Origin of the sequence: Oceanobacillus senegalensis (assembly GCF_900176885.1) — a bacterium.
GTDB classification, from domain to species: domain Bacteria; phylum Bacillota; class Bacilli; order Bacillales; family Amphibacillaceae; genus Oceanobacillus; species Oceanobacillus senegalensis.
The window spans coordinates 2,943,008-2,965,765 of the sequence record NZ_LT839648.1 but is presented as its reverse complement, the minus strand read 5'-3'; the positions used below and the strand labels follow the sequence as shown (position 1 = coordinate 2,965,765).

At 37.5% G+C, this 22,758-nt stretch carries 17 protein-coding genes and 1 pseudogene; 12 read left to right on the top strand and 6 right to left on the bottom strand.

Features of this window, described 5'->3' with window-relative positions; all coding sequences use genetic code 11:
* Positions 1-173 precede the first annotated feature (173 nt).
* Positions 174-1,427 carry a formaldehyde dehydrogenase, glutathione-independent gene (fdhA, locus tag CAO17_RS14240; protein WP_085993348.1) on the bottom strand — a complete coding sequence of 418 codons (1,254 nt, stop codon included), beginning with the start codon at positions 1,425-1,427 and terminating at the stop codon, positions 174-176.
* Positions 1,428-1,716: 289 nt separating this feature from the next.
* On the opposite strand from fdhA, the gene CAO17_RS14235 reads away from it, so the two are divergent.
* The 4 genes from CAO17_RS14235 to CAO17_RS14220 all read left to right on the top strand — a co-directional run bounded on the left by CAO17_RS14235 (position 1,717) and on the right by CAO17_RS14220 (position 6,981).
* Positions 1,717-4,068: an FdhF/YdeP family oxidoreductase gene (locus CAO17_RS14235; RefSeq protein WP_085993347.1), complete on the top strand. Its 2,352-nt coding sequence runs from the start codon at positions 1,717-1,719 to the stop codon at positions 4,066-4,068.
* Positions 4,069-4,078: 10 nt separating this feature from the next.
* Entirely contained in the window at positions 4,079-4,891 is an 813-nt protein-coding gene (gene fdhD / locus CAO17_RS14230; RefSeq protein WP_085993346.1) for a formate dehydrogenase accessory sulfurtransferase FdhD, read from the top strand.
* A 246-nt stretch (positions 4,892-5,137) separates the two neighbouring features.
* A complete protein-coding gene (locus CAO17_RS14225) occupies positions 5,138-5,743 on the top strand; it encodes a 50S ribosomal protein L25/general stress protein Ctc (protein ID WP_085993345.1) in 606 nt (201 codons plus the stop codon).
* A gap of 449 nt (positions 5,744-6,192) precedes the next feature.
* Complete coding sequence (locus tag CAO17_RS14220) at positions 6,193-6,981, top strand: serine/threonine-protein kinase (RefSeq protein ID WP_085993344.1); 789 nt, start codon at positions 6,193-6,195, stop codon at positions 6,979-6,981.
* 459 nt (positions 6,982-7,440) lie between these two features.
* Here CAO17_RS14220 and CAO17_RS14215 read toward each other — a convergent pair whose 3' ends face one another.
* Together CAO17_RS14215 and CAO17_RS14210 are read right to left on the bottom strand one after the other, a co-directional pair.
* Positions 7,441-9,213, bottom strand: a complete 1,773-nt coding sequence (locus CAO17_RS14215) for a sulfatase family protein (protein WP_085993343.1) — start codon at positions 9,211-9,213, stop codon at positions 7,441-7,443.
* Positions 9,214-9,528: 315 nt separating this feature from the next.
* Positions 9,529-10,554, bottom strand: coding sequence for a DUF3231 family protein (locus CAO17_RS14210; RefSeq protein WP_085993342.1), 1,026 nt, complete (start codon positions 10,552-10,554; stop codon positions 9,529-9,531).
* 291 nt (positions 10,555-10,845) lie between these two features.
* Here CAO17_RS14210 and CAO17_RS14205 point away from each other — a divergent pair, with 291 nt between their 5' ends.
* Entirely contained in the window at positions 10,846-11,274 is a 429-nt protein-coding gene (locus CAO17_RS14205; protein WP_085993341.1) for a cell wall hydrolase, read from the top strand.
* A 196-nt stretch (positions 11,275-11,470) separates the two neighbouring features.
* On the opposite strand, the gene CAO17_RS14200 is transcribed toward CAO17_RS14205, so the two are convergent.
* The 3 genes from CAO17_RS14200 to CAO17_RS21935 form a co-directional block, all read right to left on the bottom strand.
* On the bottom strand, positions 11,471-11,965 hold the full coding sequence (locus CAO17_RS14200) for a hypothetical protein (RefSeq protein WP_085993340.1): 495 nt from the start codon (positions 11,963-11,965) through the stop codon (positions 11,471-11,473).
* Between the two features lie 8 nt (positions 11,966-11,973).
* Positions 11,974-12,975 (bottom strand): DUF3231 family protein, encoded by a 1,002-nt coding sequence (locus tag CAO17_RS14195; protein WP_085993339.1) that lies wholly within the window; start codon positions 12,973-12,975, stop codon positions 11,974-11,976.
* 138 nt (positions 12,976-13,113) lie between these two features.
* Positions 13,114-13,242, bottom strand: a complete 129-nt coding sequence (locus CAO17_RS21935) for a hypothetical protein (protein WP_281252939.1) — start codon at positions 13,240-13,242, stop codon at positions 13,114-13,116.
* Positions 13,243-13,508: 266 nt separating this feature from the next.
* Between CAO17_RS21935 and CAO17_RS14190 the strand changes: the two genes are divergently transcribed.
* The 7 genes and pseudogenes from CAO17_RS14190 to CAO17_RS14165 all read left to right on the top strand — a co-directional run.
* On the top strand, positions 13,509-15,107 hold the full coding sequence (locus tag CAO17_RS14190) for a spore germination protein (RefSeq protein WP_179151964.1): 1,599 nt from the start codon (positions 13,509-13,511) through the stop codon (positions 15,105-15,107).
* 46 nt (positions 15,108-15,153) lie between these two features.
* Positions 15,154-16,263: a GerAB/ArcD/ProY family transporter gene (locus CAO17_RS14185; protein ID WP_085993338.1), complete on the top strand. Its 1,110-nt coding sequence runs from the start codon at positions 15,154-15,156 to the stop codon at positions 16,261-16,263.
* The gene (locus CAO17_RS14180; protein ID WP_179151963.1) at positions 16,253-17,437 is read left to right on the top strand and encodes a Ger(x)C family spore germination protein; all 1,185 of its coding nucleotides are present in this window, start codon (positions 16,253-16,255) and stop codon (positions 17,435-17,437) included. The genes CAO17_RS14185 and CAO17_RS14180 overlap by 11 nt, the downstream gene beginning before the upstream one ends.
* Entirely contained in the window at positions 17,437-17,598 is a 162-nt protein-coding gene (locus CAO17_RS21115) for a hypothetical protein (protein WP_179151962.1), read from the top strand. The genes CAO17_RS14180 and CAO17_RS21115 overlap by 1 nt, the downstream gene beginning before the upstream one ends.
* Positions 17,599-17,651: 53 nt before the next feature.
* Positions 17,652-19,049 (top strand): annotated as a pseudogene (locus CAO17_RS14175) (FMN-binding glutamate synthase family protein); the annotation flags it as partial.
* 467 nt (positions 19,050-19,516) lie between these two features.
* Positions 19,517-21,016, top strand: coding sequence for an amidase (locus CAO17_RS14170; RefSeq protein WP_085993335.1), 1,500 nt, complete (start codon positions 19,517-19,519; stop codon positions 21,014-21,016).
* 653 nt (positions 21,017-21,669) lie between these two features.
* Positions 21,670-22,758: AbgT family transporter (locus tag CAO17_RS14165; protein ID WP_085993334.1), on the top strand; the 1,089-nt coding region annotated here is incomplete at its 3' end.

The window sequence follows — 22,758 nt, the reverse complement described above, 5'->3', positions numbered from 1 at the left end:
ACCTGTTGTATACCCATGTTGTTTAATGTTGATAAAAAGGATTCTTTTATACAGAAAGAGAATCACCAATTATAAACCAATTATTGATATAAAAGGATATAAAATTCACAAAATAAAACACCAAGTTATGGGGTGAAACTCCGTACTTGGTGTTTTTATAATTCATTCCAAAACTAGTTGGAAATTTGTTTACTTGCGGTTAAGTAACTTTTTTCTTTAATCATATTATGTGGATCGATGACGAATTTTCTTGATACACCGCCATCAAATTGTTTATAGCCATTAGGAGCTTCATCAAGTGAGATAACAGTAGCGTTAACGGCTTTTGCTATTTGTGCTCTACCACTTAAAATGGCTTTCATTAGGTCTCGATTGTATCTCATAACAGGAGTTTGCCCTGTTACAAATGTATGTGCTTTTGCGAATCCTAGACCGAAGCGGATTTTAAGTGTACCTTCTTTTGCATCCTTGTCGGCTGCGCCTGGATCCCCTGTTACATATAAACCAGGAATACCTAATCGTCCACCTGCTCTAGTTACGTCCATAATGGAGTTTAATACAGTAGCAGGAGCTTCACCAGCATCTCTACCATGTCCGCTAGCTTCAAAACCAACAGCATCTATTGCACAATCCACTTCAGGCGTGCCTAATAGTTGCTCAATTTGTTCGCCGAGATCATCATGTTCACGTAAATTCACCGTTTCACAGCCGAAACTTCTTGCTTGAGTGAGGCGATCCTCGTTTAAATCACCAACAATAACAACAGATGCTCCTAAAAGCTGAGCGGAATGCGCAGCAGCTAATCCGACCGGTCCAGCCCCTGCAACATAAACTGTTGAACCAGTTTTAACACCTGCACTGACTGCTCCATGGTATCCAGTAGGGAAGATATCTGATAGCATGGTTAAATCTAGTATTTTTTCTAATGCTTGATCTCTGTCAGGGAATTTTAGTAATTGGAAGTCTGCATATGGAACCATCACATATTCAGACTGTCCACCAACCCAACCACCCATATCTACATATCCATATGCAGAACCTGGACGATCAGGATTAACATTAGTACAAATATGAGTATCCTGTTTTCTACAATTATCACAACGACCGCATGCGATGTTGAATGGAACAGATACGATGTCACCTTTTTCAATAAATTCAACATCACTACCAACTTCAACAACCTGTCCGGTAATTTCATGACCAAGCACTAATCCACTGGGTGCTGTTGTACGTCCTCTAACCATGTGTTGGTCACTTCCACAAATGTTTGTGGAAATTACTTTTACGATAACACCATGATTACATTTTCTTCCTACATTAAGTGGATTGACTCCTGGACCATCACGAAGTACTAAATCTGGATAACCGATATCTCGTACCTCGACTTCACCAGGTTTAACATACACTACTGCTTTGTTACTCACCAAAAAACCTCCTTAAATAATCTGTTATTAAAGATGTCTTTGTAATAAGCAATATGTCTCTAATCTCAATCATAACAGTTTAGAATAAATATTTCAATAATTTAAATAAGTTATAAATGTTAAAATATTTTTATTAGTATGTTATTATAATGGTAGAACATAGCCTATTATAAAGATCCTTCATTATAATTAATATATATATCTAGTAGTCCATTTTATTCCTACATTATTAAACAATCTTAAGTTGAGTTCAGTAGATAGAAGGTTAATATATTTTATTGGAGGGATGTCTGTGGGGGAAACAAAGCATACTGGTCCAGTTAAACTACCTAGAAAACCAGACTCGTCACTTTGGGTAAGTAAAGTTCCGTTCGGTCTTGGGAAAGTGAAGCCACATCATATTCGCGATACAATGAAAGTACTTTGGGAAAATAAAGATAATCTTCCGTATGCAAAGAGAATTCTCACGCAAGGAGTGTGTGATGGTTGTGCTCTTGGAGTATCGGGACTTAGGGATCAAACGTTAACAGGTCCACATTTATGTACCACCCGTCTAAATGTCCTAAGATTAAGTACGATGCCTGCTATGGATGAGAAATTTTTACATGCTGATATTACTGATTTACGCAAAATGAGTAGTACAGAATTGCGTAAATTAGGCAGAATTCCGTATCCACTTATTCGTAAACCAGGAGAAAAGAAATTTAGTCGTATTAGTTGGGATGATGCATTGGATAAAATTTCAACTAAAATGAAGATGCTTCATCCGAAGAAATTTGCATTTTATACTACGTCAAGAGGAATTACGAATGAAGCATATTACACATTAGGGAAGGTATCCAGGTTTCTAGGTACGAACAATGTTGATAATGCATCACGTATTTGTCATTCCCCATCAAAAACAGCATTAAATCGTTCTGTTGGTGTTGGTGCATCAACATGTAGCTATAAAGATTGGATCGGTACAGATGTCCTTGTCTTTTGGGGTTCTGTTGCAGCAAATAATCAACCAGTCTCCACGAAATATATGTATGCGGCAAAGCGTAAGGGTACAAAAATTATCATTATAAATCCATATCATGAGCCTGCAATGGATAATTACTGGGTTCCTTCCATTCCAGAGTCGGCTTTATTCGGAACGAAAATAGCAGATGATGTCTATCAAGTTAATATTGGTGGAGATATTGCTTTTATGCATGGAATCATGAAGCATTGGTTTACAATGGAGGAAAGTGCTTATGGTTCTGCAATCGATCATGAATTTGTTTCATCGCGTGTAAATGGGTTGGAGGAGTTGAGGGAAAAAGTTGTTGCCTATGAATGGGAGCAGTTAGAAAAATCATCGGGATTAACGAAAGAACGGATGATTGAATTAGCAGATCTTCTTGCTCAATCAAAATCTGCGGTATTTGTTTGGTCAATGGGACTAACACAACATCGATTTGGTACGGATAATATATCACAGGTAGCAAATCTAGCCTTGCTTAGAGGCTTTTTGGGAAGAGAACATTGTGGCCTAATGCCAATTCGTGGGCACTCTGGAGTTCAAGGTTCAGGGGAGATGGGAGCAGACCCGTTTGTACTTCCAGGTGGGGGTATGGATAAAGCAAATCGAAATAGAGTGGAGTCGATTTGGGGGTTCGATATTCCAACATGGCAAGGTGACATTGTTGGTGTTTCCTTAGAGAATGCACTCCTTCCAGATGATCATGAACGAAAACTTAAACTCTACTATTTATCTGGTGGTAATTTTCTAGAAACGATGCCCAATCCTGATTTTGTGAAGCAATGTTTAGAGAATATAGATATTCGTGTTCATCAGGATATCATTTTTAACACGTCAACCCTCGTAGATGCCAAGGAAGCGGTTATTGTACTACCAGCGATGACACGGTATGAGCAACCCGGTGGAGGAACCTCTACTTCTACAGAAAGGATGGTATATTTTTCACCGGAAATAAAGGGACCACGTATAGAAGAAGCAAGGGCAGAATGGGAAATTTACGTTGACCTTGCTAAAAGAGTAAAACCGGATGAAAAACATCTAATTGATTTTAAAAATCCATTTGAAATTCGGGAGGAAATAGCAAAGGCGGCACCAAATTATGATGGAATTCAACATTTGAAAGATAGGGGAGATTTCTTTCAATGGGGAGGTGCATGGCTATGTGAAGATGGGATATGCCCAACACCAGATGGAAAAGGGAATCTCATTACAGTGGAACTACCAGAACTACGTAAGCCAGAAGGACATTTTTATGTAACCTCACGACGTGGGAAACAATTTAATTCGATGATTTATAATGAAACAGACCCATTTAATGATGCAGATCGTTATGACCTACTTTTGAATGAAGCAGATGCAACACAACTAGGCATAAAAGAAGGCGATCCTGTTGTTGCTTTTAATCAATATGGTACATTTCATGGTAATGCCAAATTTGTAAAAATAAAAGAAGGAAATATAGAAGTACACTGGCCAGAAGGAAATGCACTTGTACCAAAAGGTGTTTATGAAAAATATGCAGGTATACCGGAATATAATACAGCCGTTATCTTGGAAAAGGCGGAAACATATTTTGCACATAAAGATACGAAATATGCGGAAAAGAGAGTTGAGGAGCTTGAGATGGAATTAGGTTAGGTGAAATGGAATGAATGATATGAAGAAGAATGGGTGGGAAATAATTCGATTTAATGGAGATTCTAAGTCTATCCTACAAGAAGAGGTTGCAATCGAAAAGCCATTTACCATTATATTGAATGGGAAGGAGTTTGCGACCATCGTATGTACGCCAACGAATCTTCAAGATCTTATAGTAGGTTTTCTTGCGGCTGAAGGGGTTATCCGTTTCTATGATGAAATAAAATCAATATCGATAGATGAGAAACTTGGATTTTCCTACATTCAATTAAAAAAGGATTTAGACGTTTTCGAGCTGGATCACTCCAAACGGTTCATCGGTTCTTGTTGTGGAAAAAGTCGGCAGTTTTATTTTAAAAATGATGTTCGAACAGCAAAAACAATTATGAGTCAACTTTCTATCTCGGTGAACCAATGTTTTACATTAATGAATGCACTTCAAACAAAATCAGAACAATTTATTAAAACGGGTGGAGTTCATAATGCTGCACTTGCAACACACGATGAGATAATTACCATCCGTTCTGATATTGGTAGACATAATGCGTTAGATAAGTTATATGGGCATGTTATCCAAAATAAAATAAAACTTGGAGATAAATTAGTCGTTTTTAGCGGTAGAATTTCTTCTGAAGTATTACTGAAGATTTCTAAGATGGGTGTGGGAATCCTTGTTTCTAAGTCAGCACCGACCAATCTTGCTTTACAATTGGCAGATGACTTAGGTATTACAGTAATAGGCTTTACACGTGGCAATCGATTAAATATTTATACGCACCCCCATCGAATTATAGAAGCCGATAGTGCAAATAATAATTTGTAAGCTATTAAGGCAGTTTGATTTTGTAAACCAAAACCCACATTCTCCAATTGGAAAATGTGGGTTAAGTTCAAGGTGTTTTAAAGTATTTGGCACGAAAAGAGGTATACCACTCCACTATCGTCAAGTGCGTTTGAAATAAAATGCAGGATTACTTATACTAGTATAGGAAGATAGTTTAATAGTTATTAGACATTTCTATGTAAAATGAAAGTCTAAGATGTGTATAATTAGAAAGGTGGAAGTAAAATGAATGCACTTGTAGCCCAAGAAAGAAAGGATTTAAGAAAGTCTACTTTGAAGAGATTGAGAAATGATGGGGGGATTCCAGCGATTGTTTATGGAAGTAACATTAATACCCAATCTATTTCTATTAAAAGTTTAGATTTATTAAAAGTGATACGAGATGTTGGTAGAAATGGAATTTTATCTCTAAATCTTAATGGAAAATCAAAAAATGTTGTTTTAAGAGATTATCAAACTAATCCGATAAATAGTAAGATACTTCATGTGGATTTTCTTCAAGTTGATGAAAATACAGAAATTGATACAAAAGTCAGTGTCATTCTAAAAGGAACATCTGAAGGTGAGAAAACAGGTGGAATCGCTAAACAATTCCTTCACGAATTGGATATAACAGCAAAAGCGAATGATATCCCTGATGAGATTGAAATTGATATCACTAATTTTGAAATCGGTCATACTATTCAAGTAGCAGATATTAAAAAACAATATAGTAACTGTACATTCAATCATGATGATGAAGAAACAATCGTAACCATTGATTATGTAAAACCTGATCCTGTAACAGAGGAAAGCGATGAAACAAGTGAAGCGGAAGTATCAGGAGTATAAGCACTATAGCTTATTAAACTGCGATATTCATCATACTTAGGGGTATCATCTATCAAGTTAGATTATTACTATATGTCTTTTTACTTTTTAAAGTATAATTAAAATAAAAACCTATGTCAATACTTTTTGAAGTAAATATTTATTTATCTTTCATTGATATGAATTATAGGAAGTTGGGACATATTTCGGAGCGGTTTATAGACCGAAGCTTTTCGGGCTTTGCCCAGGGAAATTCTTTTGTCCCGGTCTCTAATGATTTGGAATTACCAATAGAATAATTTGAAATTCAGTTCATCACTTTATTAGTGATGAACGTTTTTTTTACTAAGATGATGAAGCAGTATTCATGCTATACTATATGTAATTAGAATAATAGCATGTTGGTAATCAACCCTATACAGAGAAATGCTATACAATGCTATACTTTGGATCTAAAAAAGGAGTCAATCATGCTACGTCCTATTCGAAAAGTCTATCAGTTTATAGTAGACACCCCTTTAAAAGAAGCAGCAATTTTACATCACCGTTACCGAATTTTGGATATGATTGGAATTGGAAGTTATGGAATGGTCTATCTTTGCTATGATTTGCACACGGAGGAAAAGAAAGTAATAAAGCAACTAAGGCCAAGTAAGCGCAGAAATATGGATGAAATCAAGCTGTTTTATAACGAAGTATCCATCATGGAGAAACTAAAACATAATCATATGCCTAAGTTTTATGGGACCTTTTCAGAGAGAGGTCATTATTTTTACGTAATGGACTATATTGATGGAGTAAACATGGAGGATGAAATTTTTCTAAATCAGAAAACATTTCATGAAAAAGAGTCTTTACTTTTTATTGCTAAATTAATTAAATTAGTTGATTATCTTCATAATAAGGGAATTTTTCATCTTGATTTACGGATTCCCAACATCCTATTAAAGGACAATGAACCTTATTTAATCGATTTTGGCTTGGCGAAACAAGTGAAACCTAATTATCCTCCGATAAAAAAAGAGGAATGGATGCTTCAAGACTACTATGATTTAGGAGATATCCTTTTATATTTGCTTTATACAACCTATCCTTCTAAAAATAAAAAAGCCCTCCCGTGGACAGAAGAACTTTTGTTAAGACAAGAGACCGTATTCCTATTAAAAAAACTACTAAGAATAGATGAACCATACCTTACTATTCCGCAGATATTGGATGATCTTTATGTGGCAGTACAAGCTTGTGAGAATCGTCAATAACGGATGCTTAGCTGCTACTTCCCCATCCTCTGCGTTTATAGCGTTTACTACCACTTAAAGGATTATATTTATGTCTTTTACTACTGCTACTCCCTCTATAGTAGCGATGGCGTCTGCTACTACTACTTCCTTTGTAATAACGATGTCTCCTGTTACTACTACTACCTCCGTAGTAACGGTGCCTTCTACTACTGCTTCCGCGTGCCATATTCTTCAGTTGTCTTCTAATTTTATCAAACATATTTTCACCTCTTTTTGTATTTTGCTAAGTGCGATTTTGACCTATTCTACCATACTTAAATAGTTGGCTGCTATTTTAAGTTAGCTTACTACTCTAAGCGGTGAGGAAATTTACAAAAAAGGTAGTGCATGGTTCGTTGTTTGGGAGTTAAACACTTTTATTATTCCCCATCTTCTATTCAAGCAGTCTTGTTTATATTTCTTTTAAAAGGCTATTCATTAAAGGATTCGATTTAACGGGGATAATCGCTTTTGTTTACGTTGCTCTTTTAAGATTTTGGTAAGGATATGTTGTATGATTTTTGATTCTGCTGTTTCATGTTGTGGATGAGTTAAATTGATTTCTTCAAATGGGTCTCTTGTTAAATTATAGAGTTCAAATTGGTCTGGAATAGGATGGGATTGTGTTGTAGTAATGCATATAGAGGCATACTTCGTTTCTGAAACGGGTTTATCCTTATTTTTCTCTGTCACCCTATCTTCATTATTTGGGTCACTCCAGAATTGCGGGTTATCGAAGTAGCGGGAAAACTTCCAAATCTCTTCTATTTGATTTTTGCCTGTTGGGAGTTTGGTAATAATGGATTCTATATGGTTTGGCTGAATGACGGCCTCATATGGCTCACCTGTTACATTTACTTGATTAAGTCCTTTCGTAACTTCATCGTCTGTCATAAAATATAAGGCTTCATTGGCCCTTGAGAATGTTGACTTACCATGGATTAGAGGACGTAAATCTCTGCCAACAAAAGGGTGAACTTCTGTATGGTCTTTTTTTAACTTTTCTTGCACGTCTCGTACGTTAATATTCGCTAAACTTAGTAAAGTAGGTACAATATCCACATGACTGGTGAGCATGGTTGTTTCATTGGATACTGAAAATAGCTTCGGATTGTGAATAATGAATGGTACATGGAGGGACTCTTCATATGCGTTATGCCACTTTTGAAACATTCCACCATGTGACCCTACTAAACTACCATGATCTGCTGTAAATACGACGATAGTATCTTCGTAAAACGGGGAATTTTTAAGTGCTTGGAAAATTTTATACATTTCTTTGTCTACTTGCTTATGAAGGGAATAATAGAGCCTGCGATAAAAAGTAGTGTCATATGTTGGTTGTATCGCTTTTTGATACACTTCTTTATAGCTCTTTTGTGCTGATGGTTTGGTAAGTAAATCCTCGTTGGCTGTAGGAGCAGGGGGAATGAAAGGTACAGAAGGATCTATGGAAAACTTAAAAGATGGATTTAGTTGAGTGAGTAGTCCAAATAAGGTGATATCATGAGGATTAACGAAAGAAGAGACAATGAGCCAAGGCTTGTCACTTTTTTTACTTTTAAGGTCTTCTAATAATTCAACTACTTCTTTCGCATAGATTTCATCACGTCCGCTAATTCCATTGGCTGCTGAGGAAGCTGAATTTCTCGGACTCGCTCCGTGTGGTTCGGGACCAATCCACCCACTAAATCCATAAGAATCAAGTTGGTTGGCATGAAGGTAAAGTTGTTCTTTTTCAGTATCTGTTTTACCTGTATGGGGATAATAGCTTAATAAGGCATCGTGTGAACCCGGGATTAATATATCTTCATCACTGGCATGCCATTTTCCCTTCCAAAAAGTCTGGTAACCAGCAGAACGAAAATAGTCTCCAAACGTTGGAACAGTATTCGGGTCTAGCCAGAAGACATCTGGATCAAAAGCCCCTTTCGCAATACCTGTTGTTTGAGTCACTCCATGTAGGGAAGGGTATTGTCCAGTATACAGAGAGGTTCGGCTCGGAGCGCAAGCCGTACTTGCAATATAATGATTTAAAAAGGTCATTCCATGCTCCAGTAATAATTCCTGTGTCTTCAAATTATCTTTACGCCATGATTTGATTTCATCATTTTCATAGGCAGGTGGGAATCGTTCTTCATCAACGAGAATTACCAGGATATTAGGGTACTTTTTTAGTTGTGAGTCATATGAATCTTTTTGTTTAGTCAATATAACATCCTCCTTTAAATGAATAATCCTTTGACTACTATAGTATGTAAAGAAGGTATGTCTTGATAGATGCAAAAAGGAAAAAGAGCCCTTAAAGGCCCGCTTCGTTCGGGTCTAGAGACATAGATCTTAGGATGTGTTGGGGCGGACATTGCGACTTTAGCCTTTATTCCTTTGTTTCAGTTGGGGATGAAAGAATCCCCAACTGATTGAAGATTCATATTAACAAAAGACTAACGTATTCTCCATGATTAGGGAATACGTTAGTCTTTTGTTTTAATGGTACTCGACAATAATCTGGAAGTTCCATAGGCATTAATTATTCGTATCAAATTTATATCGTGCTAATTTATCCTTATCTTTAATTCCGGGTGGTTGTTCAAGCCAGTTGTTCGTTATCATGATATCGGCACCGCTTTTGGCTAATCTGGCAACTTCTAAAGATAAGCGTTCATAATTAATCATTAAATCACTTCGCTGGCTTGCTCCTCCAGCTGTAGCGTAATTTCCAATCCCAGCTGCCATAATGAGTGACATATGAAACATGGTTAACTTATCTGAAAAGGTTTGGCTTGTCGAGTCGCTAACACTCACATCAGGTAAATGTGGTGTTTGAATTTCATCTTTTAATAGCGTATCAACAAAATGTTTTACATGCTTTTTCGATATATCCTTAGCACGAAGCATAAACTCTTGTACCTCATTTGTTGGTGATGTCTGAGCAAAAGCGAGACATAATTTTATCCCGACGGAGTTTGTCATGATGTTCTGGTATAGATGGGAGATTTCTATGGCATTTAATGGTCTGTTTTCACTAAAAGGATTTAACCCACTAAAGTATTTCTTACTATCCACATAATCTGTTTCATGAGGAACCTCAATAATTGGATGTCTGGCATTTATCCCCATTGAACTGGCAATATCTGTAGATTCGTTATAGAGCTTAGATGTTTCAGATAAAGCCCCTGTAAAGTAATGGCGTATATCCTTTCTTGTACTCATAGAGATAAATCCACTGTAGGATATCATTCCTACTTTAGCCATGTGATTTACATAAGTTAAGCAGAACATGTCCGTAAATAGCCATGGAGCATCCATATTAACGTCCTGTTCCGTAAAACCGTTTGGTACGGCAAAATGATCTTCTTTAAAAATGGCAAGTAATTGTTCTATATGTTTAGTTGAGATATCACAGGCAAACTGTACAATCGTTTTTATTTCCGGATGCTGTATGTGCTTTAGCATATGTTTGAGAATACATATCGACATACTATCATTCATATACCCCGTCCAAAGACCTGCAATCTCAGCAGATGTCAGGGGTATCTTTTTTTCATTCATTGGCAACCTCCTATAAATTATTAAGTATAGAGTTATGTTACCCAATTTTAAATGTATTATGAGCAATGATATAGCTTTGGGGATTAGTAGAGGCTACTCGGTAATAAAACATATGACTACATCCATGCACCATCTTTCGCTATTCAATTTTTAAGTAGGATTTGCATATGGTAAATTGTGATGATAACACATGTTACTTGTGTTAAGTAATGATTATCCAGTTAGCCTTTAATATAATTGTTTTCGAGGCTTTAGCATATAAGTTTGAAGAAAGATAGCGGGGGGACATACATGGCTGTTGTTCAATATAATGAATCGGATATTAATCTATTGGCAAGATTACTTCGAGCAGAAGCAGAAGGTGAGGGGAAGCAGGGGATGCTAATGGTTGGAAATGTAGGTATTAACCGGGTAAGAGTTCCATGTTCTGACTTTGAAGATATTCGTACGATACCACAAATGGTTTTTCAACCACATGCCTTTGAAGCGGTAACACATGGTTACTTTTACCAAAGGGCAAGAGAAAGTGAGAAAAGATTAGCTCGCAAAGCGGTTAAAGGAACAAGGTTATGGCCTGCAGTATATAGTCTATGGTATTTTAGGCCACCTCAAGATTGCCCTGCAACCTGGTATGACCAGCCATTTGTTGGGCGTTATAAAAGTCATTGTTTTTATGAACCGACTGCAGAAGAATGTGAAGCTATTTATAGCACGTATTAAACTGAATTCTTAGGGTTTATTTAAGCCTCTCTTTTCTTTATAAAAAAGATGGGGGGGTTTATTATCATGTTTATGTATGATGAACTCAGGGAAATAGCAGGTAACATAAAAAGCTACTATCATAACAAACACCAAATGTTAATCGCTCTCTCGTGGTTGAAAAATACAGCGAAGTGTAGGAAGTACAAGAGAGCGACTAACTGGTATTGGGTTTCGTATATATTTTTATTAGGATCCATCTGATAATGGCTCCGATACTTATACCGATTGGCAAAAATAGAAATCCTGAATACATTGGTCCGATAGAATGACCGAATAATTTAAGTGCAGGAGAGTAAAATACACCAATGGTTACAAAATAGGCCGAGAACACAAATGGTAAGTAGGCAAATGGCTTATCACGTCCGCCGCCAGCATCTTTATATGCATCCCACATGGCGAAAAAATATAAACAAGGATAAAACATTAACCAACCATAATTTGTTTGTGTAATCGCCTCTTCCACTTTAAAATTAAAGCTAAGGAGAATAATCGTATTAAAATTACCCATAACATTAATAATAAATTCTAAGCCAACTAATAATAATCCTTTAACATATTTTTTATTTAATAATTGAGCAAAACCAGGAAGAGCAATACTCCATAGGATTGCTTCTAATTTTTTACTTTTTTGATTGATGTTTGATTCCATAAGAGTCCCTATTTAGCCAGATTTTTTCGATCGGTGGCCATTGGAGGTTGCTCCATCCATCCATGATCAATCATGATTTTGGTACCGTCATCTGCATAGTTGGCTATTTCCATCGTTAGACGAGAATACTGCAAACCTAGATCATGTCTAGGGCTTTCGGCAATTGCCTTTCCATATTGTGTAATTCCAGCTGAAATGAGACCGGTTACAAGGTACATCATTAATTTATCCGAAAAGGGAGATTGGGTTGAATCGGTAACCTCTGAAGTCATGATGGAGGATCCCTCAGATAAATATTCATTATTTAAGATGGAATGAAATATCTCAAAATGCTTTCCTGCAATATCTCTTCCTCTTTCAAAATATTTTCGCACTTCCTTTGAAGATGCGATCTGACTGAATGCAGTAATAGCAGCTTGACCTATTGCATTCCGTTGTGCATTAAATGTAAGGTTTGCAATTTCACTAGCCATTAAAGGTCGACGCCCAAACCATCCATTGAGGAAGCTTTTCTTTTCTACAAATTCCACCTTGTCAGGCTTTGGAATATGTGGTGATGGAGTATATATTGCTTTTTCCTTTGCTAGCATTTTTGCGCGCTGATGGTATTTCTGTGCTTGTGTCAAGCTTTCATTATAATATTCGATAATATCCTCACGCTCTGCACTTGCAAGATGCATTGCGTACATACCAAGGGTTATATAACAAGAATTTAGAATATAAAGAAGGTAAAGGTTATCAGAAAAAATCCTTGGGGCTTGGATATTTACATCCTTTTCAGAAAACCCTTTTGGAATTGGATACTGTTCCTTATGAAAAAAATGGGTTAATTTTTCTATATGAGAATTCATGATATCTAAAGTATCCCCTAGAAGAGCTTTTATCTCATTATCATCTACATGATTTAACGCATGCTTTAATATACATATTGCCAAGGTTTTTTCTTGGTATTGCGACCATAATGTATAAATCTCTGCAGCTGTTAGTTCCATGTTTTCATTGTTATTCAATTTTTCACTTCCCGCCTTTCGTTTTTGCTAGTTCTTCTCAATGGACCATTCTCGGTGGTCTTCTAACCACCCAATTCTTAATCATTATACTTGCCCCATCTTCAGCATATAATGCAATCTCCTCACTCGTGTAATTCATCAACCATTTACTTTTTTCACAAAGTCCGTTTCCTTGGGTTGGTTGTACTCATGTGGTGATCCAATTGGTAGTGGTCGACTTTCCTCATGGAAGAATGTCTCCAGCTGACTTTTTTGCTTTTTGTGCATTTTTAATCCGTCTCTAATTTTTTCCGTATGTCATGATTTTCTGCTTGCTGATTAAATTGACTGAGAACCACAATGGCTGGGTATCAGATAATGTAAGGATATCCGCCTATCCATCTTCATGTTTCCTCCATTTTCTTAATTCAGGCTTTATTAGTTTATCTATTACAGAGCTTGTTATTCAAATTGGTTACCGTTATTTATTTGCATAAAAAAGACGAGATTGGGAAAAAGAAGGAGGAATAAATTTCTGCAATCGAGGGGATGAAATGGCGAGAGGTTCCATTTTTAATCGTTTAAAAAGCAAAAAACAGATAGAAAGACAAATGCAATCAAAACAAGGATTTCAAAATAAAATCACTAAAAATTTAGATGATAATGTAAATAATATTAAACAAATGCTAGGGAATCCTAGTGATTTAGTTGTCCGTGAATTAATCATAGGTGGGGTGGATAAGAGGGCTGCTGTTATTTACATTAGTGGAATAACGGACGAGGAGCTAATTAATAAGAATATTTTACAGTCAATACAGCTTAATCTAAAGGAATTTGAAACGAACGTTTTAGACAATATACATAAAGAAGTCATTGCTATTACGGATATTAAAAGGACCAACAACTTAGATGATGTTTCATTCGCTATTTTAAATGGAAATACAGCCTTTTATTTGGATGGATTAGAAGAAGTATTAATTATGGGGACCACTGGTGGTGAAAGTCGTTCTATTACTGAGCCGGAATCGGAAACATTAATCCGCGGTCCAAGGGATGGATTTGTTGAAAATATTAATACGAATATAGCATTAATTCGTAGGGATATTAAGGATCCGAATTTACGTTTTAAACAACATGAGGTTGGGAAGCGTTCGAAACAACAATTAGTGGTGTGTTATGTAGAAGGAATAACAAATCCTGAATTAGTAGATGAAATTAACCGTAGGCTAGAGACGATGGATATTGATTATGTACCTGATTCGTCAGTTGTGGAACAATGGATTGAAGAAAGCTTTTTATCCCCATTCCCACAAATACTAGATACAGAAAGGCCAGATAGGGTATCCGCCAATCTCATGCAAGGAAAAGTAGGAATTATTGTTGATGGAACCCCATTTGCACTTATTGCTCCTGTCACGATTGGGGATGCCATGTATTCCACAGAAGATTATACCCAACGATGGATTTCTGCCAGTTTATTGAGGTTGTTACGTTATTTGACTGCTTTTTTTGCGGTTTTCTTACCAGGGCTTTTTGTTGCACTTGTTTCTTATCATCCTGGTATGATTCCAAGTACCTTAGCATATTCGATTGCAGCTACGAGGGAAGGGGTCCCTTTTCCTGCACCGGTTGAAGCAATTCTAATGGCGTTAACTTTTGAGATTTTACATGAAGCTGGGGTAAGGCTTCCAAAAGTTGTCGGACAAACGATTGGCATTGTTGGTGGGTTGGTGATTGGGGAAGCGGCAGTTAGTGCAGGAATTGTTAGTCCCATTATGGTTATTGTGACGGCACTGACTGCTATCTCTTCCTTTAGTGTCCCATCCTATAGCATGGCAATTGCTTTTCGGGCATTGCGATTTGCTAATATTCTTGCGGCATCCTTTCTAGGATTATATGGTGTCATTCTTGTTTATATCATGATGAATATACATATCGTCAATTTAAAAAGTATTGGTGTACCATATTCAACTCCATTTGCACCGACATTTTGGAAAGACTTGAAAGATATTGTCATCCGTGCTCCAATAACAAAACTAACCACAAGGCCAGCCTATTTAAAGGCAAAGGACGAGGTGTCAAAAGATATTCAAATAGAGGAAAAGACAACAAAGAAAAAGTCTACTGGCATTTTGTCAAGAAGAAAGAAATAAATGGATGTAGCTACAATATCCTCTCGGAAGGAAAGGAACTAAATTCATGTTTACTTTTAAATACGCAGATGAACAGATTAAATCAAGGGATATCATGATTGCAGTATCTTCAATGACTATTGGGGTTGGTGTTTTAACGTTTCCTAGAGCGTTAGCTGAATCTACCAAATTCTCCGATGGATGGGTTTCTGTCATGTTATCCGGAATCATAGCTATTTTATTCACATGGGTTATAGCGAAAATAGCCTCTAAGTTTCCTAACCAAACCTTTCTTTCCTATTCCTCATCCCTTGTTACAAAGCCTGTTGCTATTTGTTTAACCCTTTTGTTTGCTATTCAGGGAATAGCGTTAACCTCTTTTGAGGTTCGTATGATTACAAATATTTCTCATCAATATTTGTTTGACAGAACTCCAGTCGAGGTTGTAGCACTAACATTTTTACTCGTAGTTGTTTATAGTGTGTCAGGTGAACGTGTTGGTCTATTCCGTCTGAATGCTATGTTCTTACCGATTATATTTATAACAACGGGATTATTAATCCTTTTCTCTATTGGTTATATGAAGGTTGGAAACGTTCTACCGGTGTTCACAACCGATGTAAAAGGATATTTACAAGGGGCGTGGAATAGCACCTTATCCTTCACGGGGGTTGGTATCCTATTTTTTTATATGGCATTGGTGAAGGAACCCAAAAAAGCTCCAGGTAAAGCTGCTTTTGGTATGTTCTGGGCAGTTAGCCTTTATTTGTTCGTTTATTTAACTTGTATTGCGGTATTTGGTCAGCCTGCAACAGAAGTTATTCGCTTACCTTTTATTGAATTAACAAAGTCTGTTGAGATTCCAGGCGGTTTTTTTGAAAGAATGGAATCAATATTTTTTGTTATTTGGATTATGGCCATCTTTACAACTACGATGATGGCTTTCGATGTTACTGTCTATGCATTGAATTCCATTTTTCCAAAGGTAAAAAAAGTAAAAATTATTTTTATACTATCACCGATTATATTCCTTATTTCTCTGATTCCAAACAATTTTTTAGAAATAAGTAAATTTGGAGATTGGGTGAGTTATTCTGGTTGGGGGCTTTCCGGAATGGTCACCGTTCTACTATGGGTCATGTATGGCATCAGAGGAGGAAAGCGACATGGGGAATAAAAAAGTGATTGCCCTTATTTCGTTATTTTCCGTTATGTTACTTCTCCTTACTGGATGCTGGGATGAGGTGGAATTGGAGGAGAGGGCCTTTGTTTCTGGGGTTGCGGTAGATCTAGCAGAGGAACATGGAGGAAAAATTACTTTTGAGATGACAGAGCAAGTTGTTGTTCCTGGAGGTCTAGGTACAACTACACAGCCTGGAGGAGGCCAAGCATTTCGAAATGTAGGTGATTCTAGTGAAAGTCTTTTTGAAATTAATACAAATATTTCTAGACAACTTAATCGAAAAACAAATGTCGAACATTTAGATCTAATTATTGTTTCTTCTGAACTTGCTAAAAAGAAGGAGTTATTTGCAGATATTTTGGATGTTTTTGTCCGTCAACAAAATATGCGTAGAGGTATCATTCTGGCAATAGCAGATGAAAAGGCAAAGGATCTTCTATATGTAGAGCCAGAGCATATAAAAATTCCATCAAAATATATCACGGAATTAATGGAAAATAATGAATCTCCGATAACGTCAGAAACGACGAGACTTGGTGATATACAAGAAAATTTATTAATGGGGAAAAGTTACACTATTCCATTACTTTCGATGGTTTCGGATAAAACGATAGAATATGAAGGAGTAGCATTATTTCATGGACAAACAAGTCGATTAGTGGACACATTGAAAGATGATGAGGCAAAAGGCCTTCATTTTATAATTGGCAGAAATCAACGGGGCAGTGTTATATCGGAGGTTGAAGGTAAACAGACGTCGTTCGTCATAACCGAAGGGGACAGTAAATACAAACTGACAAATAATGATAAGAACAACCTAACCTTTCAAGTAGATATCAATATAACGGCACAAATAACAGAGTACTTTGGAACAATGGATCTGTATAAAAATAAGTCATTAAGGAAATTTGAACGAGCATTACAAAGAAGAATTAAGACGATGGCAGAAAAGACGTTAGAAAAAGTAAAGGATGACCTACAGGTAGATGTATTACAATTCGATAGGTATTTGCGAATTCATCATAATAAATTATGGGAGGAAATAAAAGAAGATTGGGATCATGGGGAAAATTACTTTTCGCAATCTGATATAGAAATCAATGTGAAGGCAAATGTCACAGAACCAGGTACCTCTGTTCGTATGCGACAAAAGGGGGAACAAGATTAATGTGGAATATGATAATGGAGAGAATGCCATCAACTCTAGGAATGTTTTGCACCGCTTTAGCCTTTTTAGTACCATATGTAACTTATAAAATAAATCAGAAACTGCATAAAGATATGGATCCACCTTGGAAGAAGGAAGAGAAAAAGCAATCATCGAATTGAAAATAGCCTTTGGTGAATAAATTCTAAAGATTGAGAGGAGGGGAGTAACGGAAATGATACCAATAATAAATTTATCCCTTATTCTGTTGTCTATGGGCACCATCCTTTTTTTTGTCTTGATTGGTTGGCGCCGGATGTTGAAGCAGATGGTGAAGAAAATGGGAGGAATTATTTTTACGGATAGCTATCAAGAGAACATTATTGAAATGATACCGGGATTTAAGCATATGGGAATACTAACCTCTCTTGAAAATAATTTACGTGCGGAAACAGGGGACTTATTACACCGGCCATTAGGTTCAACCAAAGATTGGCCACATTTAGATAGTCTTACCTTTATTCCAGCACAGGTTTCTACCTTTCCGGTTGATGGTGATGAGGAGGTCGATGTAAGTGTAACGATAGGACCACAAGCAAAAAAGCCATTGGAACTTGATATCCCGTTAATAATTAGTGGAATGGCCTATGGGGTTGCTTTAAGTGAGGAAGTAAGATTATCTTTAGCGGAAGCAGCTAAAAATACTGGGACGGCAATTAACTCTGGTGAGGGCGGCATTCCATCTGAAGAGTTGGAGGCAGCTGATAAGTATATTCTGCAATTTTCTAAATCGGAATGGTCTAAAGAAGATCATTTATTTAAACGTGCAGATATGATTGAAGTTAAACTTGGCCAAGGTGCGCTTTTTGGAACAGGTGGGAGAATATCACCCGAGAACTTAACGGGGAAAGCACGAGAGGTGATGGGTCTTAAGGAGGGCGAGGATGCCGTTATTTTCGATAACTTTTTTGAAAATCAAACCCTGAAGGATCTAAAGGATTTAGTGAAGGAGCTCAGAAATGTTTCAGGTGGCGTGCCTATTGGTGCAAAAATTGGTGCTGGCGGAAATTTGGAAGAGGAGTTAGATCGATTGATTGAATTAGGGGTAGACGTCATAGCTGTAGATGGGGCACAGGCGGCAACTCATGGTGCTCCTCCCATACTATCTGATGATTTTGGAATACCGACACTACATGCCGTCGTTCGTGCCAGCAACCATCTAGAAAAAAGGAAAGTGAAAGGAAAGATAAGCTTAATTGTTTCTGGTGGATTGTTTACACCAGGCGAATTTTTAAAGGTATTAGCATTAGGGGCAGATGCTGTCTATGTGGGATCTGCTATGCTTTTCTCTGTAGCACATAAACAAACATTGAATGCGCTTCCCTTTGAACCACCAACACAGGTGGTTTGGAACGAGGGGAAATTCAGTCATTCATTTAAAAAAGAAAATGGTGTAAAAGCTGCTACGAAATTTTTAACGGCCTCCATTGAGGAAATGAAAGTTGCGATAAGAGCGATGGGAAAACGTTCATTAGGTGAAGTAGTGAAAAGTGACCTTGTTTCTTATGATGAGACTGTTTCCAAAATGGTAGGGGTTCCATTTTCTTTTCATCCTTGGAAAGCAAATCAACAACAAGGAAAGAAACAGAATCGAGGTGGACAAGCGAAAGAAAAGAAAGAGCCCGAAAATCAACCTCTTTCAAATGAAAAGAGCCAGCAAGGGAAAATGCAAAATGAGAGTTCGAAGGGGAAGCAAGAGAACCAACAAGCCCAAGAAATGGAACGTACGCAACGTATGCAAGTAAACCAACAAGCTCAAGAAATGCAAGGTACGCAAAGTGAACAGCAGGGTCAGCAAGGGCAAAATCAAGGAGAAAATACTCAAGCAGAACCAGTTGGTGTGCAAGTAAGTCAGAAAGGTCAACAGAATAATATCCAGGGAGAACAACAACAAAATCAAGGGAAGAAAGAAGTGAAAATAAGGAAGAGAAGGGTGAGGAAGGTTCGCAAAAATACGGGCTCAAGCTCTGACAATCCTTAGAACTGGAACTATTTTACAGAGATGTTAGACTTAGCCTAAAAAGTGCTAGGGGTGATTGCGTGGATATAAAAACCTATCTATCATTAGATGCGACAGAGATGGCTAATTTAATCAGAAGGAAGGAGGTTAGTTCTAAAGAATTACTAACGGTTGCATTCGAGCAATTAGAAAATGTGCAGGATACATTGAATATTGTTACACACGTAAGAAAGGAACGTGCCTTAAAAGAGGTGGAGCAGCTATCCTTGGAAGGTGCACCATTTAATGGTGTCCCTTTGTTACTAAAAAATCTTTCACAAAATATAGAAGGTGAGCTAATGACCTCAGGCTCCAGACTCCTTCAAAAAAATCGCTCCAAACATGATTCCTATTTTGTAAAAAAACTCCGTGAAGCTGGGTTTCATTTTATGGGCCATACCAATTCTCCGGAGTTTGGTTTGAAAAATATCACAGAACCAGAATTATATGGTCCAACTAGAAACCCGTGGAATCCTGATTATTCACCTGGTGGATCTAGTGGAGGGGCAGCAGCTGCCATTGCTTCGGGAGTTGTCCCTATTGCTGGTGCGAGTGATGGAGGCGGTTCCATTCGAATTCCGGCATCTTTTACTGGTCTTTTTGGTCTTAAGCCAACACGAGGTCGTACACCAGTTGGACCGGGATATGGAAGACAATGGCAAGGTGCAGCGATTAGCTTTGTATTAAGTAGAACTGTAAGGGATAGCGCAGCAATGCTTGATGTGCTTCAGGTAGTCCAACCAGAGGCTGCTTTTCAAACCCCATTATTTTCTGGAAGTTATAAACAAAAGATGGTGGAAGATTTTAATCGCCCATTACATATTGCTTTTTCCACGAAATCTCCTGTTGGTTCGCCAGTTTCAGAAGAGGCAGTTCAGGCAGTGAAGAAAACGGTAAAATGGCTTAAGTCAAATGGACATCAAGTGGAAGAAGCTGATTGCCCGGTAGATGGAGTAAGACTTATGAAGGATTATTATTTGATGAATAGTGGAGAGATGAATGCAACAGTCATTGGGTTGGAACAGGCTTTGGGAAGAGAGCTAACAGCCGATGATATGGAAATTGAGTCCTGGCTTCTTCACCATGCGGGTAAATCGGTATCAGCGGCAATGTATTCTGCAAGCCTGTCCTCTTGGGATCATGCTGCAGAATTAATGGCGAATTTTCACCGAATGTATGACTTTTACATAACACCGACAACGGCATATCATGCACCAAAGGTAGGAGAACTAACACCAAATCTAGAGGTAAGAGAAAAACTACTAGAAGAGATTCATTCAGCTCGGAATGTTTTTGAGCAGCAACAAGTTATTTATGACATGTTTTTACCTAGCTTAACCTATTCACCATTTACACAGTTAGCAAATCTTACGGGACAACCAGCCATGTCCGTACCGGTTCATATGACGAGTGATGGTCTTCCTTTAGGTGTTCAGGTAATGGCGCAAAAGGGAGAAGAAGATCAATTATTACAGCTGGCTTATCAATTAGAGAATTCCGATAAATGGGTTGGAATGAGGGGGAATTCGTATTTTGAATGAAGGTTTTGGAGGGATAAGACTCAAATTAGTGGAGAGCGCTAGAAGGTATCCGAAAACATGAGCGCGAACCCTGCTAAATTGGATGGCCCGCTGATAAACGTGAAGGAACGCCGATAAACGTGAAGGAAAGCTGATAAACGTGAAGGAACGCTGATAAACGTGAAGGAACGCCGATAAACGTGAAGGAACGCCGATAAACGTGAAGGAACGCCGATAAACGTGAAGGAACGCCGATAAACGTGAAGGAACGCCGATAAACGTGAAGGAACGCTGATAAACGTGAAGGAACGCCGATAAACGTGAAGGAACGCTGATAAACGTGAAGGAACGCCGATAAACGTGAAGGAACGCCGATAAACGTGAAGGAAAAGCTGATAAAAGGAAAGGACCGCTGATAAAAAGAGTGGAACACCAATAAATTGAAATATTACTGATAAAAGAAACACTGAATAAATAGGTGCTAACTCCAATAAAAGGACTGAAGTTCAGAGTCATTAAAGTAATTACTCGAAATATGGAGAAATATGTTGCAATTTTTACTTCTGGAAAATGGGTTCTCAATAGTAATAACACATTTTATAATGTAGCTTGGTGTACAAAATAAGAAGTATTTTTCAGAATATTATCCATATGGTGAAAGAAAGGAAGTAATTATGAGTAATAAAAGAAGAGGTTTGTTTCAGCGTTCACTGGATGGGATTGAGGTGGTTGGTAATAAACTCCCACATCCTGTTACATTGTTCGCAATTTTAGCTTTAGCGGTTCTTCTCCTTTCAGCATTATTACAGCCATTAGGAATTCGTGTAGAACACCCTGGTAACGAAGGGGAAATGGTTGAAATTAAAAATTTATTAAGTGCTGAAGGAATACAATATATATTTACGAGCATGACGGATAATTTCATAGGGTTTGCACCATTAGGAGTTGTTCTTTTAACGATGCTTGGTATTGGTGTAGCGGAGCGCTCGGGTTTAATTAGTGCCCTACTAAGAGGGTTCGTATTATCTGTTCCTAAGAGATTTATTACATTAGGACTAGTATTTGCAGGGATTATGTCTAGTGTGGCATCTGACGCAGGATATGTTGTTCTACCTCCACTTGGTGCGTTAATCTTTGCAGCATTAGGTCGTCACCCGCTTGCTGGTTTAGCAGCAGCGTTTGCAGGAGTTTCTGGTGGATTTAGTGCAAATTTATTCCTATCAGGTACCGATGCACTATTAGGTGAATTGACTACTGCTGGTGCGGCAATTATCGATCCTGCATATGCAGACAATATGAGTATTGCGATGAACTATTACTTTATTATTGTTTCAACATTTATTCTTACTTTTATTGGCGCATGGGTAACGGAACGTGTGGTTGAACCACGCTTGGGCGAGTATAAAGGAGAATATCGTGAAAAATTAGAAACATTAACATCTGCCGAGAAAAAAGGGATTGTTTGGGCTGGAGTTTCTGTGATTGTCTCTGTTATTCTCATGAGTTTACTTATTTTACCAGAGAATGCACCGATGCGTGGTACGGAAGGGAACTGGATGGATCAAATTATTCAGTCACCATTCATGAGCTCCTTAGTGCCGATTATTGCGATTTTGTTTTTTATTCCAGGACTTGTTTATGGGATGGTAACCAAATCCATTCGCAATGATAAAGATGTAGCGGGCCAAATGACAGACACAATGGCATCCATGGGAATGTTTATTGTTTTAGCATTTACGGCAGGTCAATTCGTTGCATATTTT